This is a genomic window from Pseudomonas sp. NFPP12, from assembly GCF_900103205.1.
Classification (GTDB): domain Bacteria; phylum Pseudomonadota; class Gammaproteobacteria; order Pseudomonadales; family Pseudomonadaceae; genus Aquipseudomonas; species Aquipseudomonas protegens.
Window position 1 is genome coordinate 1,152,991 of record NZ_FMWW01000001.1, and the last position, 15,014, is coordinate 1,168,004.

Here is a 15,014-nt window from a genome sequence, read left to right on the forward strand (position 1 = left end):
TGAGGCAGGCTGCGGCCCTTCATGCCTCCACCTCTTGGGCGTCTTCACGCTTGCCGAAGCGCCGGCCCAGGCGGTCGAAGTACAGGTAGATCACCGGCGTGGTGAACAGGGTCAGCACCTGGCTCACCAGCAGGCCGCCGACCATCACCAGGCCCAGGGGCTGGCGCAGCTCGGCGCCGGAACCGGTGGCCAGCATCAGTGGCACGGCGCCGAACAGCGCCGCCAGGGTGGTCATCAGGATCGGCCGGAAACGCAGCAGCGCCGCCTGGTAGATAGCCTGTTCCGGGGCCATGCCCTGGTGGCGTTCGGCGTCGAGGGCGAAGTCGATCATCATGATCGCGTTCTTCTTGACGATGCCGATCAGCAGGATGATGCCGATGATGGCGATCATGCCCAGGTCGTTGCCGCTGAGGATCAGCGCCAGCAAGGCCCCCACCGCCGCCGAGGGCAAGGTGGAGAGGATGGTGATCGGGTGGATGTAACTCTCGTAGAGCACGCCGAGCACGATGTACATGGTCACCACCGCCGCCAGGATCAGCAGCAAGGTGCTCGACAGCGAGGCCTGGAAGGCTTCCGCCGCGCCCTGGAAGCGGGTCTGCACGCCCACCGGCATGCCGATTTCCTGCTGCACCTGCTCGATCACGTCCACCGCCTTGCCCAGGGCCACGCCCGGAGCCAGGTTGAAGGACATCATTACCGCCGGGAACTGGCCGATATGGGCGATGGCCAGTTGCGCCTGGCGCTCCTCGACATGGGCCAGGCTCGACAGCCGCACTTGGCCGCCGTCGGTGGTCTTGACGTGGATCTGCTCCAGGGCCTGGGGCCCGATGCGCTCACCGGCCTGGGCCTGGAGCACCACCCGGTACTGGCTGGCCTGGGTGTAGATGGTGGAGATCTGGCGCTGGCCGAAGGCGTCGTACAGGGCGTCGGTGATGTTCGACACCGAAACCCCGACCCGGGACGCGGCGTCACGGTCGATCACCATGAACACCTGCAGGCCCTTGTCCTGCAGGTCGCTGGCCACGTCGGTAAGCTCCGGACGCTGGGCCAGGGCCTGCACCAGGCGATTGCTCCACAGGCTCAGCAGCTCGGCATCCGGCGACGACAGGCTGAACTGGTACTGGGTGCGGCTGACCCGGTCCTCGATGGTCAGGTCCTGTACCGGCTGCATGAACAGGCGGATGCCCAGCAGCTTGTCCACCTCGGGCTGGATCCGCGCGATCACCTGGGCTGCGCTCAGGTCGCGCTCGCTGTGGGGCTTGAGGTTGATCAGCAGGCGGCCGCTGTTGAGGGTGGCGTTGTCGCCGTCCACCCCGATGTAGGACGACAGGCTTTCCACGGCCGGATCCTGCAGGATGATCTTGGCCAGATCCTGCTGGCGCTGGCTCATGGCGGCGAAGGACACCGACTGCGGCGCCTCGGAAATACCCTGGATGACCCCGGTGTCCTGCACCGGGAAGAAGCCCTTGGGCACCACCATATAAAGGAACACGGTCAGGCCCAGCGTGCCGATGGCCACCATCAGGGTCAGGAACTGGTGCTTGAGTACCCACTGCAACTTGCGCCCGTAGCTTTCGATCAGCCAGTCGATCCAGGCCCCGCTGGCGCGGTAGAAGCGCCCCTGCTCTTCAGGCTTGGGCTCACGCTTGAGCAGCCGCGCGCACATCATCGGGGTCAGGGTCAGGGACACCACCAGGGAAATCAGGATCGCCACCGCCAGGGTGATGGCGAACTCGCGGAAGAGCCGGCCCACCACGTCGGCCATGAACAGCAGCGGGATCAGCACCGCGATCAGCGACAGGGTCAGGGAGATCAGGGTGAAGCCGATCTGCCTGGCGCCCTTGAGCGCCGCCTGCATCGGGCTGTCGCCCTCCTCGATGAAGCGCGAGATGTTCTCCAGCATGACGATGGCATCGTCCACCACGAAGCCGGTGGCGATGGTCAAGGCCATCAGGGTCAGGTTGTTCACCGAGAAGCCGGCCAGGTACATCACCCCGAAGGTGCCGATCAGCGACAGCGGCACGGCAATCGAAGGAATGATGGTGGCACTGGCCCGGCGCAGGAACAGGAAGGTCACCATCACCACCAGCGCGATGGCGATCAACAGCTCGTGCTGCACATCCTTGACCGAAGCGCGGATGGTCTGGGTACGGTCGGTGAGCACGGTGACGTCCAGGCCTGCCGGCAGGTTGTCGGTGATGCTCGGCAGCAGCGCCTTGATCCGGTCCACCACCTCGATCACGTTGGCCCCGGGCTGGCGCTGGATATTGAGCAGCACCGCCTGGTTCTCGTTGGCCCAGGCCGCCAGGCGCTCGTTCTCCGCGCCATCGACGATCTCGGCCACATCCTTCAGGCGCAGCGGCGCGCCATTGTTGTAGGCCAGGATCAGCTCGGCGTAGTCCTTGGGCGAGGTCAACTGGTCGTTGGCGTCGAGCATCGAGACCCGGGTCGGGCCGTCGAAATTGCCCTTGGGCTGGTTGACGTTGGAGGCGCCAATCAGGGCGCGCACGTCCGCCAGGTTCAGGCCGTTGGCCGCCAGGGCCTCGGGGTTGACCTTGATCCGCACCGCCTGGCGCTGGCCGCCGGCAATGCTGACCATGCCCACGCCGCTGATCTGGGCGATCTTCTGCGCCATGCGCGTATCCACCAGGTCGTTGAGCTTGGGCAGCAGCATGGTCTTGGAGGTAATGGCCAGGGTCAGCACCGGGGTGTCCGCCGGGTTGACCTTGTTGTACACCGGCGGCGCCGGCAGGTCCTTGGGCAACAGGTTGGTGGCAGCGTTGATCGCCGCCTGCACCTGCTGCTCGGCCACGTCCATATTGATGTCGAGGCTGAAGCGCAGGGTCAGCACCGAGGCCCCGCCGGAACTAGTGGAGGCCATCTGGGTCAGGCCGGGCATCTGCCCGAACTGGCGTTCCAGGGGCGCGGTGACCGCGCTGGTCATCACGTCCGGGCTGGCCCCGGGGTACAGGGTCATGACCCGGATGGTCGGGTAGTCCACCTGGGGCAAGGCCGACACCGGCAGCAGGCGATAGGCGATCAGGCCGGCCAGGACAATGGCCAGCATGCTCAGGGTGGTGGCTACCGGACGGAGGATGAACAGCCGCGAGAAATTCATGCGCCGACCTTTTGCGCCTTGCCATCAACCGGCTTGCCGTCTGCGGCCGGTGCCCCGGCGGGCTGGCCCTGCAGGTGTTCGGTGGGGGTGGTGGGCACCTCGATGCTGTCGTTGACCACTTCCACCTCGCTGCCGTCCTTGAGGCGGTCGGTGCCTTCCATCACCACCCGGTCACCGGCCTTGAGGCCGTCCTGGATCACCGTCGAGTCGCCGTTGCTGGCGCCCACCTTGAGCTGGCGGATCTTCACCTTGTTGTCGCCATCCAGGGCGTAGACGAAGGTGCCGTTGGTGCCGAACTGGATCGCCGCCGAGGGCGCCAGCACCACGTTCTTCAGGGTATCGGCCAGCAGCCGCACATTGACGAACTGGTTGGGGAACAGGCCCTGGTCGCGGTTATCGAAACGCGCCTTGAACTTCAGGGTGCCGGTGGTGGTGTCGATCTGGTTGTCCAGGCTCTGCAGCACGCCTGTGGCCTGCAGCTTCACGTCACCGCGGTCCCAGGCTTCCACCGCCAGCCTGGCGCCGCTGTGGTAGCGGGCGAGCACGGTTTCCAGGCTGTTTTCCGGCAGGGTGAAGGCCACGCTGATGGGCTGGGTCTGGGTGATGATCACCAGCGCGGTGGTGTCGTTGGCCGCCACCAGGTTGCCCACGTCCAGCTGGCGCAGGCCCAGGCGGCCGGCGATCGGCGCGCGGATGTTGGTGAATTCCAGGTTGAGCTTGGCGTCGTTGACCGCCGCCTGGTTGGTCTTGACCGTACCCTGGTACTGCCCCACCAGCGCCGCGGCGGTATCCAGGGTCTGTTTGGCGATGCTGTCCTGGGCGTACAGGCCGCGGTAACGCTCAAGGTCGACCTGGGCGTTCTTCAACTGGGCCTGGTTCTGCAGCAAGGTGCCTTCGGCCTGGAGCAAGGCGTTCTGGTACGGACGCGGATCGATCTGTGCCAGCAGGTCGCCGGCCTTGACCATCTGCCCTTCCTCGAAGTTGACCTTGACCAGTTCCCCCGCCACCCGGCTGCGCACGTTGATGGTGTTCAGTGCCGTCACCGTGCCCAGGGCCTTGTAGTACACCGCGAAATCCCCCTGGGTCACCGGTGACACCCGCACCGGGATCGGCCCGCTGGCGCCGCCGAAACCGGGGCGCATGCTGCCGCTGCGCCCGGTATGCCCGGCCGCGGCTTTCTGCCCGGCGGCCTCCTGGTGGGTACTGGCCGGCCAGAATTTCCAGCACAGGCCAGCGACCAGCAGCAGGACGAACAGGCCGAACAGCCAGCGACGGGAGTTGCGGGAGACAGAGGATTGCATGGAGTGATCAACCATTGGGCGCGTGGGAGGCTTCTTTGAGAAGGCTGAAAGATAAGCACTGGAACCGTTTTAGCAAAGCGCCTTTACCGGCAATTTACCTTTGACTGACGTTTCAAGGAGCGGTGCTAAGCCACTGAAGCACAAATAAAAACGGCCTGGACAGAGCCAGGCCGTGAATAATTGTAAAACCTGTTACTTGAGCACGGCCAGGGCCGCGTCGTAGTTCGGCTCTTCGGCGATTTCCTTGACCAGCTCGCTGTGCAGCACCTTGTCGTTTTCATCCAGCACCACCACGGCGCGGGCAGTCAGGCCGGCCAGCGGGCCGTCGGCGATGGCCACGCCGTAGTTCTCGATGAACTCGCGGCCACGCAGGGTCGACAGGTTCTGCACGTTTTCCAGGCCTTCGGCGCCGCAGAAGCGTGCCTGGGCGAATGGCAGGTCGGCAGAGATGCACAGCACCACGGTGTTGGCCAGCTCGTTGGCCTGGGCGTTGAACTTGCGCACCGAGGTGGCGCAGGTCGGGGTGTCGACGCTTGGGAAGATGTTCAGCACCTTGCGCTTGCCGGCGAGGCTGCTCAGGGAAACATCGGCCAGGCCTGCGCCCACCAGGGTGAACGCTGGGGCTTTGGAACCGACTTGCGGCAGTTGGCCATTAACCTGCACCGGGTTGCCTTTGAGAGTGACTTGAGCCATGAACGGAGTCCTTATTGAACAGTGATGATGGAACAGCAATGAGAAATTCCTGAGAGGCCGAAGTTAAGCATGAAACGGCCCGGGCACCTATGCCCTATGGGGGAAATTGTCCAACAACCCGCCCCGACACCGGCATTACCGGTTGTAGGAGCTGGCTTGCCAGCGAAGGCGCTTTCAAACCTTGCGCCAGCCTCAAGGCCGCCTTCGCCGGCAAGCCGGCTCCTACGGTTATTTGTTGAGGTGCGCCAGGAGCAGATCGGCCACCGGGCCGCCGGACGCCGGGTTCTGCCCGGTGATCACCCGCTGATCCTCCACCGCGAACGGCGCCCAGGGTGCAGCGGCCTTCTGGTAAAGGGCACCGCGCTTGACCAGTTCGGTTTCCGTCAGGTAGGGCACGTACTGGTCCAGTTCGGCGAGTTTCTCCTCTTCATTGGAGAAACCGGTGACCTGCTTGCCGGCGATCAGCAGCCTACCGTCGCCCAGCTTGATGTTGAGCAAGCCCACCGCGCCATGGCACACCGAGCTGACATAGCCCCCCTGCTCATAGATCTCCCGGCTCAGGGCCTGCAGTTCCTGGTTATCGGGAAAATCCCAGACCACGCCGTGGCCACCGGCGTAATAGATCGCCACATAGTCCCCGGCCCTGACCTGGGAAGGCTTGAGGGTCGAGCCCAGGCGGCTCATGAAGGCGCTGTCCTGGTACCACTGCCAGTCAGTGTCGTCTGCCATGGCCAGGCTATGGGGGTCGATGGGTACGTAGCCCCCCTTGGGGCTGACGTAGTCCACCTCGAAGCCCGCCGCCTCGACCTTCTTCACGAAATGCACCGCCTCACCCAGCCACAGGCCAGTGGCGCGGGCCAGGTTGGGGTATTTGGCCACGCTGGTCAGGACCACCAGTATCTTCTTGCTCATGGGCATGCTCCTTGGCATTGGAAAACAGGGCAAGGCACGTCAATCAACCGAGCAACCGCAGCATGTTGCGGTGCCGGGCATCGAAAATCCGCGCCATGTAGGCGTTGACCATCAACCACTCCAAAGGTGCACCACCGATGGCCCTGTAGGTCACCCGATCGGTGTACAGGGTGCCCCCTTCGGCGGCCTCGACCCGGTGCTCATGACGAAAGGCCCGCAGCGGCCCCTTGAGCATCTCGTCGACAAAATGCCGATCGCCGACCTCACGTATAACCACCGTCCATTTCGCCGGTATGACACCGAACATCCAGTGCAGGAAGCTGAACTGACGCCCGACACTGATGCGCAGGTCATTGATATCGAGGCCCCCCAAGGGCGTGACACGCTCGGGGAAAATCTTCGGAAAGTTGGCGCCTTCGAGGCAGAAATCCAGCACCTGCTGCGGGCTGTATCCGGCCAGGAAAGTCGTGCGTTCGACCACGGGCATTCTGGTTCATCCTTGCTGATTCTGTTGAGAAGGCACCCACACAAACCTACAAACCACTTCATTAAAAACAAATAAGTTATTGTTTTTAATAATTTTTATACACATAAAAAATTAATCACTATAACCATACAAATTACATTGAAATGATCACAAAGCACTTTAAGAGAGATTCGCCAGCGCTCACCTTCAAAGGGCCGCCCGCCACGCACTGCCTGTCCACAGCCCGGCAGTGATCCTGTGCACAAAAACCAACGAATTAATCCTTTCGACTGGCTAAGCGAAAGTTAGCTGCTAGCGTCATCAGACAATTCCTACGGGTATTAGAGAGAAACACTATCAGTTGACCCACGGCTCAAGAAGTGCCGCTCGGTGACCGTTCGCAAAAGGATTGAACCTGCATGTCCAGAGCATTTTTTGCGCCCGCCGTCTGGGCCGTAGTCGCCCTGAGCTCATCGCTGCCGGCCCTGGCCGACAACGCGGAAACCGCCAACAAAAGCAACAACCCGCTGAACCTTGCACCCGGCCTCAACCTGCAGGATTACTACACCCCGCGCCTGTACGACAGCAATGCCCACACCAACGACACCCTGCTGCGGGGCACCCTGCCCATCGCCCCCTCGGATTTCATCGGCGTCCCCCAATTGCTGCGTGCCACCCTGCCGGTCAGTACCCGCCCCGATCCGCACCACGGCTACAGCACCGGCATCGGCGACCTCAACCTGTTCGATATCTTTCTGCTCAAGACCGACGGCGTGCAGCTGGGCATCGGCCCGCAGATCACCGCACCCACTGCCGAACAGGACGAACTGGGCACCGGCAAATGGCAAGCCGGGCTGGCCGCAGTGGCCATCGATGCCTCGCCCCGGGGCCTGCTGGGGGCCCTGGTGCAGTACCAGAGTTCATTTGCCGGCGACCATGACCGCGCCCATGTCGAAAGCGCCACCCTGCAGCCCTTCATCATCCACAACCTGCCCCGGGGCTGGTACCTGCGCTCCACCGGCACCTGGACCTTCGACCTGAAGAACAACACCCACTACATCCCCATTGGCCTGGGGGTGGGCAAGGCCTGGAAAGCCGGTGACAACATTCTCAACGCCTTCGTCGAGCCGCAGTGGACCGTGGAGCGCAAAGGCGACGGCTTGCCCCAGTTCACCCTGTTCGCCGGGATCAATGTCACTTTCGGAAAATAAGGACGCGCCATGCAGCCACTACTGCGCACTGCCGGTTTCAGCCTGTTGCTCCTGGCCGCCAGTTGCGGGGTCGGCGCCCAGCCCGAGCCGCAGAACAGCCGCCTGACGGCGATCAAGATGGATGGCGAACTGCCGGCCCGGGCCGCCATTGCCGGGCTGTTTGCCGAGCTGGACTTCCAGCAGGCCACGCAAAGCTACCTGTGGGCCCTGCCGCTGGTGTCCTACGCCCAGTGGCAGGGGGAATTTCGCGACAAGCTGCACGCCGGCAATGGCGACCTGATGGTCCTGGAAAGCTACGAAGACAAGCTCGGGGTGATCACCGCCAACGCCACCACGCCCTACATCCTGGGTTTTGTCGACCTCAACCAGACCGGGCCGATGGTCGTCGAGCTGCCCCCCGGCCCCACCGCCGGTGGAGTCGGCGACTTCTGGCAACGGGCGATCACCGACATGGGCCAGACCGGCCCGGACCAGGGCAAGGGCGGCAAGTACCTGGTGCTGCCGCCGGGCCATCCGGAACCTTCCGACGCCGACCAGTACTACCTGGCCAAGTCGCAAACCATGAACGTGCTGGTGGGCTTTCGCGTGCTCGACCCGGACCCGGCCAAGGGCAAGGCGCTGGTGCAGCAATTCAAGATGTACCCCTACGCCCAGCGCGCGACGCCGCCGGCGACCCGCCTGCTGTCCCCCGGCGGCAAGCCCTGGTCCGGCACCCAGCCGCGGGGCATGGCCTACTGGGAGCGCCTGCACCAGATCATCCAGCAGGAGCCGGTCAACGAGCGCGACCGCTTCTACATGGCCATGCTCGCCAGCCTCGGCATCGAGAAGGACAAGCCCTTCAACCCCAACGAGCACCAGCGCCAGGCCCTGGAACAGGGCGCGCGCATGGGTGAGCTGATCGCCCAGGCCAATACCTTCGCCAAGCGCTTCGCCGATGCCCAGTACTGGCCAGACCGGCAATGGGACAAGGTGCTGAACATCGCCGACCCGTCCCAGCGCGTGGCCTATTACGACCAGTTGTGGGAACGCAGCGCCTGGTTCTACGAAGCGGTCACCAACACCAAGGGCATGGTGTCCAAGACCCCGGGCCTGGGCCAGACCTACCTCGGCGCCTACACCGACCACAACGGCCAGTGGCTGGACGGCGGCAAGCACTATCGCCTGCACCTGGGCAGCAACCCGCCGGCCAGGCAGTTCTGGTCGCTGACCGTCTACGACAGTGCCAGCCGCTGCCTGATCGACAACCCGCAGCGCAAGGCCGATCTGTCCTCGCGCCAGGACCTGAAGAAAAACCCCGACGGCTCCCTGGACCTGTATTTCGGCCCCAGCGCCCCCAAGGGCCTGGAAAGCAACTGGGTGCAGACCCTGCCGGGCAAGCACTGGTTCAGCTACTTCCGGCTCTACGCCCCCACCGAGGCCTACTTCGACAAGCGCTGGAAACTCGATGACATCACTCTGGTGCAGTAACGCCTGCCCCCCCTGACTTTGGCGCAAGGATTCGAACGATGATCATCAAGGCTGTGATGCCCAGCTTGCTCGGGGTCTTGACGCTGGCCCTCAGCGGCCCGTCCCTGGGCGCCTTCAGCGCGACCGCGGAGCAGGCCCGGGGTATCGCCAAGCAGGCCTACCTCTACGGCTTTCCGGTGGTGGAGATGTACAAGACCCTCTACACCCAGGCCGTGGATCAGGGGGGGCCCAACTTCAAGGCACCGTTCAACCGCATCGGCGGTATCGCCCAGGTCTTCAGCCCCAAGGACACGGCCTTCGTCACCCCCAACTCGGACACCCCCTACTCCTTCGCCTGGCTCGACCTGCGGGCCGAACCCCAGGTACTGAGCCTGCCGGCCATCGATGCCCAGCGCTACTACTCGGTGCAGTTGATCGACCTCTACACCCAGAACTTCGACTACCTGGGCACCCGCAGCACCGGCAACCAGGGCGGCCACTACCTGATCGCCGGGCCTGACTGGCAAGGCCCCACGCCAGCCGGTATCGACAAGGTGCTGCACAGTGAAAGCAACATCGTCTACGCCCTGTACCGCACCCAATTGTTCGATGAAAAAGACCTGGAGCAGGTGCAGAAGATCCAGCAGAGCTACCAGGTCCAGGCGCTGAGCCAGTTCCTCGGCCGGCCGCCGCCCCCGGCACCGGCAGCGATCCACTGGCCCCCGCCCACCGCCACCATGAGCGACAGCCCGGAACTGTTCGGCTACCTGAACTTCATGCTGGCCTTCGCCCAGCCCCAGCCCGAGGAAAAGGACCTGCTGGCACGCCTGGCCAGTATCGGCATCATTCCCGGCCAGCCCTTCCCCCTCAAAGAGCTGGGCAGCGCGCAAAAGCAGGCCCTGGAAGACGGCATCAGCGACGGCAAGGCCGAATTCGCCGCCTTCAAGAAAGAACAGGTCGATACCCACAAGATCACCAGTGGCGACCTGTTCGGCAGCCGCCAGCACCTGCAGGACAACTACCTGTACCGCTACGCCGGGGCCAACATGGGGATCTTCGGCAACTCCGCCGAAGAGGCCAGCTATATCGGCTACTTCGTCGATGACCAGGGCCAACCGCTCAACGCCGGCCAGCACCGCTACCGCCTGCACTTCGCCAAGGGCCAGTTGCCCCCGGCCAATGCTTTCTGGTCGCTGACGATGTACGACGGCAAGAGCAAGCTGCTGGTGGCCAACCCGCTGCAACGCTACCTGATCAACTCACGCATGCTGCCCTCGCTGAAAACCGACGCCGACGGCGGCCTGACCCTCCATGTGCAGCACCAGCCGCCGGCCAAGGAGCTGCAAAGCAACTGGCTGCCGGCCCCCGACGGCCCCTTCTACGGGGTGCTGCGGATCTACCTGCCCAAACCCGACGTCAGCAACGGCCAGTGGAAGATGCCGCCGCTGACGCCGGTCGCCCCTGAACAACAATAAGCGGAGCCCGTCATGCCCAGCCCTTCGCCCCTGCGTTCATCCCTGGCCCTTTGCCTGCTGGCGGCCAGCCCCTTGCTGCATGCCGCCGAAGGCGGGGTCGGCCGGCCCATCACCGGCCAGCAGATCTACTCCAATGCCGGGATCATCCCCCCGGAACCGGGCTGGGTGATGTCCCTGACCAGCATCTACTACGACGGCGAGCTCAAGGGCAGCGGCCAGGTGCCGATCATCGGCGATCTCAGCTCGGGGCTGAAAATGAAGGTGTCCTACACCATGGGCAACTTCACCCGGGTCTGGGACACCGGCAAGGGCCGCTGGAACTACGCCTCGGCCATCGGCGTGCCGGTGCAGTACACCGACATCCAGGCCAGCCTCACCGGCCCCCGCGGGCGCACGGTGGGCACCCAGGACAGCGGCACCCAGTTCGCCGACCTGCTGGTCACGCCGATCGCCGCCGGTTACCACATCAACGAGCGCGACCATATCGCCCTGTCGTTGCCGATCTACGTGCCCACCGGGGCCTACAACGACAACCGCCTGGCCAACCCCGGGCAGAACAACTACACCTTCATGCCGACCATCGCCTTCACCCATCTGGACGGCAAGGGCGGCGAATTCAGCCTGATGGGCGCCCTGGAGTTCTACACCCGCAACGACGCCGCCGACTACCGCAACGGCGACATCCTGCGCCTCGATGGCTTGTGGACCCACGGCTTCGGCAGCGGCTGGAACGCCGGGCTGGTGGTCGGTTACATCCAGCAGATCAGCGACGACCAGGGCCACACCGCAGACAAACTCAACGGCTATCGCGGGCGCTCCGTGGGCGCCGGGCCGACCCTGGGCTGGAGCGGCAAGTTCGCCGATGCCCAGGCCAACATCAGCGCGCGCTGGATCCCCGAGTTCGACACCAAGAATCGCCCCGAGGGCAACGGCGTCAGCGTCAACCTGACCCTGGCCTTTTTCTAGGAGCACGCCAATGCGTATCGCTTGCCAGTTGGCCCTGTGCTCCACCCTGCTGGGCAGCCTCGCCGCCCTTGCCAGCGAACTGCCAGCCCTGGGGGAAGACGGCAAGCGCCCGGCGGCCAAGGGCGATCCCGAGACCTGCCGGCAGTTGCAGGAAAACTTCGATATCGACCTCAAGCAAGTGGTCAAGGCCGGCTGCGAACCCTCCACCGAGCAGATCGCCAAACTGATGGACAACCCGGTGGGCAACCTGGTGCTGCTGTTCAACCAGTTCGACTACACCGCCCTCAAGGGCCCCCATAGCAACGGCACGCGCTACCTGGGCAAATACAGCTTCATGCCCACCTTCCCGATCTCCCTGGGGGAAGACTGGAACCTGATCAACCGCCTGCCCATCAGCTATGTCAGCGCCCCGGTCAACCGCAAGGCCGGCAACCTGGTGGGCCTGAGCCCCTATGAAGTGCTGAGCGACCGGGACTTTCCAGCGCTGATCGAGGCCCCCTTCCAGCGCACCAGCGGCTTCGGCGACCTGGCCTACGTGGGGGTGTTCTCCCCCAAGGAGCCACTGCGCTTTGCCGGCGGCGGCAAGCTGGTCTGGGGCGTGGGGCCGACGGCGATGTTTCCCACCGCCGAGCAGGACGTGCTGGGCACCGGCAAGTACTCCCTGGGCCCGGCCTTCGTCGCCGCCTACCTGGGCCCGGACTGGACCCTGGGGGTGTTTCCCCAGCACTGGTGGTCGGTGGCCGGCGACGGACGGCGCAAGGACGTCAGCCTGAGCAACATCCAGTACTTCATCCAGCGCGCCCTGCCGGGGCCGGCCCAATGGCGGATCGGCATGACCCCCAATGTCACCGTCAACTGGAAGGCCGACGGCGGTAACAAGGTGACCTTCCCCATCGGCCTGGGTGCCGGGCGCATTTTCAACGTCGGCAAGTTGCCGGTGAGGATCTCCGGCGAAGTCCAGTACTCGGCGATCCACCCCGACGACCAGATCGGCAGCCGCTGGAATTTTCGCCTGTCCTTTATCCCGGTCATTCCCACTTTCATGTTCTGAACGGAGCCCGCCATGTCCGACCGTGCCCGATTCTCTGCTGTGCTGGCCGCCCTGCTCGGCCTGCTCTGGGCCGGTGCCCCGCTGCACGCCGCCGATGAGCTGGAACCTCGTGCCCTCGGCGCCCTGCAGCAGATGGGCAGCTACCTGCGCAGCCTGCGCGAGTTCGCGATCCAGGCCGACAGCGTCACCGACCAGTTGCTGGAAAGCGGCCAGGCCGTGGAATTTCGCCACCACACCGAACTGCTGGCCCAGCGGCCCGACAGGCTGCGGGTCAGTGTCGAAAGCCAGGGCGCGCGGCGCAGCCTGTACTACGACGGCGAAGCCTTCACCCTCTACGACAGCCGCGGCCCCTACTATGCCCGAGCCCCGGCGCCCGCCAGCATCGACGCTCTGGTACAGCGCCTGAGCGACAGCTACGGCATCGAACTGCCCCTGGCGGACCTGTTCCGCTGGGACGCCGACACCGCGCAGAAGGTCGGCCTGACGTCGGCGCTGTACATCGCCAGCGAGACCCTGGGCGACCAGCGTTGCGCCCACTACGCCTTCCGCCAGAGCGACATCGACTGGCAGCTGTGGCTGCGCGAAGGGCCCCGGCCCTTGCCCTGCCGCCTGGTCATCAGCCGCCGCGACAGCCCCGAGCAGCCGCGCCACAGTGTCGACTACCGCTGGCAACTCAAGCCGGCGCCAAGTGCCGCAAGCTTCGCCTTCAAGCCCCCGGCCGGCGCCACGCAGGTGCCATTGCGGCGCCTGGAGCGCAGCGCAGCACAAGGGAAGGTACAGCCATGAAGCGCAATCACTGGTTGCTGTGCAGCGTCCTGACCCTTGGCCTGCTGCAAGTGTCGGCGGCCCAGGCCTGGCAATTGCGCGGCGGTGGCGGCGGTGCCCGCACCTTCGTCGTGCCCCACGGTGGGGGCGGCCCGGCGCCGAGGCCCATGCCCCAGCCGCGGCCGATGCCGCACCCCATGCCCCAGCCACCGCAACCGGGGCCGCATCCCGAGCCCCATCCCTATCCGCAGCCCCATCCCGGGCCGGGACCAGGGCCCGGCCCGCATCCTTATCCCGGCCCGGGCCCTGAGCCACACCCCTATCCAGGGCCAGGGCCCCAGCCTTATCCGGGGCCGCCCGGGCCACCGCCACCACCACCCGATCACGGCGACGACTGGTACCACCCCTGGGCCGCAGCGGCGGTGGTCGGCGCCACCACCGCCGCGGCATTCGCCATCGGCACCCAGGTCGACAACGTGCCGCCGGACTGCGTTTCGGTGGTGGCCAGCGGCGTGGCCTACCAACACTGCGGCAACACCTGGTACCAGCCGCAATACATCGGCGGCAGCCTGCGCTACGTGGTCGTGGCGGCCCCCTGGTAATGGCTATGCACAAGGAACCGAGCATGAGCGCACGTAACGATATACAGGCCCTGCAAGCCAGCATCAGCGAAGCGGTGCTGGGCCAGGAAGCGGTGATCCGGCAGATCGTCATCGGCCTGCTAGGCAACGGCCACCTGCTGCTGGAAAGCCTGCCCGGGCTGGCCAAGACCCGTACGGTCAAGGCCCTGGCCCGGCACCTGGAGGCCAGCATGCGGCGCATCCAGTTCACCCCCGACCTGCTGCCCTCGGACATCACCGGCGCCGAAGTGCTGCACCAGGAACAGGGGCAGAACCAGATCCGCTTCCAGCCCGGGCCGCTGTTCGGCAACCTGATCCTGGCGGACGAGATCAACCGCGCTCCGGCCAAGGTCCAGGCAGCGCTGCTGGAAGCCATGGAGGAACGGCAGATCACCGTGGCCGGCACCAGCCATGCCCTGCCCGAGCTGTTCATCGTCCTGGCGACCCAGAACCCCATCGAGCAGGAAGGCACCTACCCCCTGCCGGAAGCGCAGATGGACCGCTTCCTGATGAAGGTGCTGCTGGACTACCCCCAGCCCGAGGACGAAAGCCAGGTGCTGCGCCTGCTGCGCGCCGAGGAACAGGCCCTGGGCAGCGCCACGCCCGGGGTGCCGGGCTTTGCCTTGTCCCAGCAGGTAATCTTCGATGCCCGCCGCGAAGTCGGCGCGGTGGCCGTGGCCCCGGCCATCGACCGCTACCTGATCGACCTGGTCAACGCCACCCGCCACCCCGCCGACTATCACCCGGACCTGGGGCGCTGGATCGCCATCGGCGCCAGCCCCCGGGGCGGCATCGGCCTGGATCGCTGCGCCCGCGCCGATGCCTGGCTGCAGGGCGAGGATTTCGTCAGCCCGGACAACGTGCGCAGGGTGCTGCACCCGGTGCTGCGCCACCGCCTGCAACTGAGCTACGACGCGGTGGCCGACGGCGTCGGCGCCGACCAGGTGCTGGACCTGCTGCTGGACAGCGTGGCCATCCCGGCCTGAGGAG

The 15,014-nt window shown here is 65.3% G+C and carries 13 protein-coding genes; 8 read left to right on the plus strand and 5 right to left on the minus strand.

Going from position 1 to position 15,014, the window contains the following annotated elements; all coding sequences use genetic code 11:
* Positions 1 to 19: 19 nt before the first annotated feature.
* From BLS75_RS04885 to BLS75_RS04905, 5 genes are all read right to left on the minus strand, one after another.
* The gene (locus tag BLS75_RS04885) at positions 20 to 3,118 is read right to left on the minus strand and encodes an MdtB/MuxB family multidrug efflux RND transporter permease subunit (RefSeq protein WP_072450481.1); all 3,099 of its coding nucleotides are present in this window, start codon (positions 3,116 to 3,118) and stop codon (positions 20 to 22) included.
* On the minus strand, positions 3,115 to 4,434 hold the full coding sequence (locus BLS75_RS04890; protein WP_072450483.1) for an MdtA/MuxA family multidrug efflux RND transporter periplasmic adaptor subunit: 1,320 nt from the start codon (positions 4,432 to 4,434) through the stop codon (positions 3,115 to 3,117). The genes BLS75_RS04885 and BLS75_RS04890 overlap by 4 nt, the downstream gene beginning before the upstream one ends.
* A 177-nt stretch (positions 4,435 to 4,611) precedes the next feature.
* Positions 4,612 to 5,112, minus strand: coding sequence for a thiol peroxidase (gene tpx, locus BLS75_RS04895; RefSeq protein WP_011061148.1), 501 nt, complete (start codon positions 5,110 to 5,112; stop codon positions 4,612 to 4,614).
* 228 nt (positions 5,113 to 5,340) lie between these two features.
* Positions 5,341 to 6,024 carry a type 1 glutamine amidotransferase domain-containing protein gene (locus BLS75_RS04900; RefSeq protein ID WP_072450485.1) on the minus strand — a complete coding sequence of 228 codons (684 nt, stop codon included), beginning with the start codon at positions 6,022 to 6,024 and terminating at the stop codon, positions 5,341 to 5,343.
* A gap of 43 nt (positions 6,025 to 6,067) precedes the next feature.
* Positions 6,068 to 6,511 (minus strand): SRPBCC family protein, encoded by a 444-nt coding sequence (locus BLS75_RS04905; RefSeq protein WP_072441941.1) that lies wholly within the window; start codon positions 6,509 to 6,511, stop codon positions 6,068 to 6,070.
* 398 nt (positions 6,512 to 6,909) lie between these two features.
* Here BLS75_RS04905 and BLS75_RS04910 point away from each other — a divergent pair, with 398 nt between their 5' ends.
* From BLS75_RS04910 to BLS75_RS04945, 8 genes are read left to right on the plus strand one after another with little or no spacing between them, the layout of a single operon-like run.
* Entirely contained in the window at positions 6,910 to 7,701 is a 792-nt protein-coding gene (locus tag BLS75_RS04910; RefSeq protein WP_065363978.1) for a hypothetical protein, read from the plus strand.
* A gap of 9 nt (positions 7,702 to 7,710) precedes the next feature.
* Complete coding sequence (locus BLS75_RS04915) at positions 7,711 to 9,168, plus strand: DUF1254 domain-containing protein (protein ID WP_011061144.1); 1,458 nt, start codon at positions 7,711 to 7,713, stop codon at positions 9,166 to 9,168.
* 56 nt (positions 9,169 to 9,224) lie between these two features.
* Positions 9,225 to 10,622: a DUF1254 domain-containing protein gene (locus BLS75_RS04920; RefSeq protein WP_239690649.1), complete on the plus strand. Its 1,398-nt coding sequence runs from the start codon at positions 9,225 to 9,227 to the stop codon at positions 10,620 to 10,622.
* Between the two features lie 12 nt (positions 10,623 to 10,634).
* On the plus strand, positions 10,635 to 11,588 hold the full coding sequence (locus tag BLS75_RS04925; RefSeq protein WP_072450488.1) for a SphA family protein: 954 nt from the start codon (positions 10,635 to 10,637) through the stop codon (positions 11,586 to 11,588).
* Between the two features lie 10 nt (positions 11,589 to 11,598).
* Entirely contained in the window at positions 11,599 to 12,639 is a 1,041-nt protein-coding gene (locus tag BLS75_RS04930; protein WP_072450490.1) for a transporter family protein, read from the plus strand.
* Positions 12,640 to 12,651: 12 nt separating this feature from the next.
* Positions 12,652 to 13,425: a DUF2092 domain-containing protein gene (locus BLS75_RS04935; RefSeq protein WP_072450492.1), complete on the plus strand. Its 774-nt coding sequence runs from the start codon at positions 12,652 to 12,654 to the stop codon at positions 13,423 to 13,425.
* Positions 13,422 to 14,006 (plus strand): hypothetical protein, encoded by a 585-nt coding sequence (locus BLS75_RS32350; RefSeq protein WP_072450494.1) that lies wholly within the window; start codon positions 13,422 to 13,424, stop codon positions 14,004 to 14,006. Before BLS75_RS04935 ends, BLS75_RS32350 begins: the two co-directional genes overlap by 4 nt.
* Before the next feature lie 23 nt (positions 14,007 to 14,029).
* A complete protein-coding gene (locus tag BLS75_RS04945) occupies positions 14,030 to 15,010 on the plus strand; it encodes an AAA family ATPase (protein WP_072441949.1) in 981 nt (326 codons plus the stop codon).
* Positions 15,011 to 15,014: the final 4 nt, after the last annotated feature.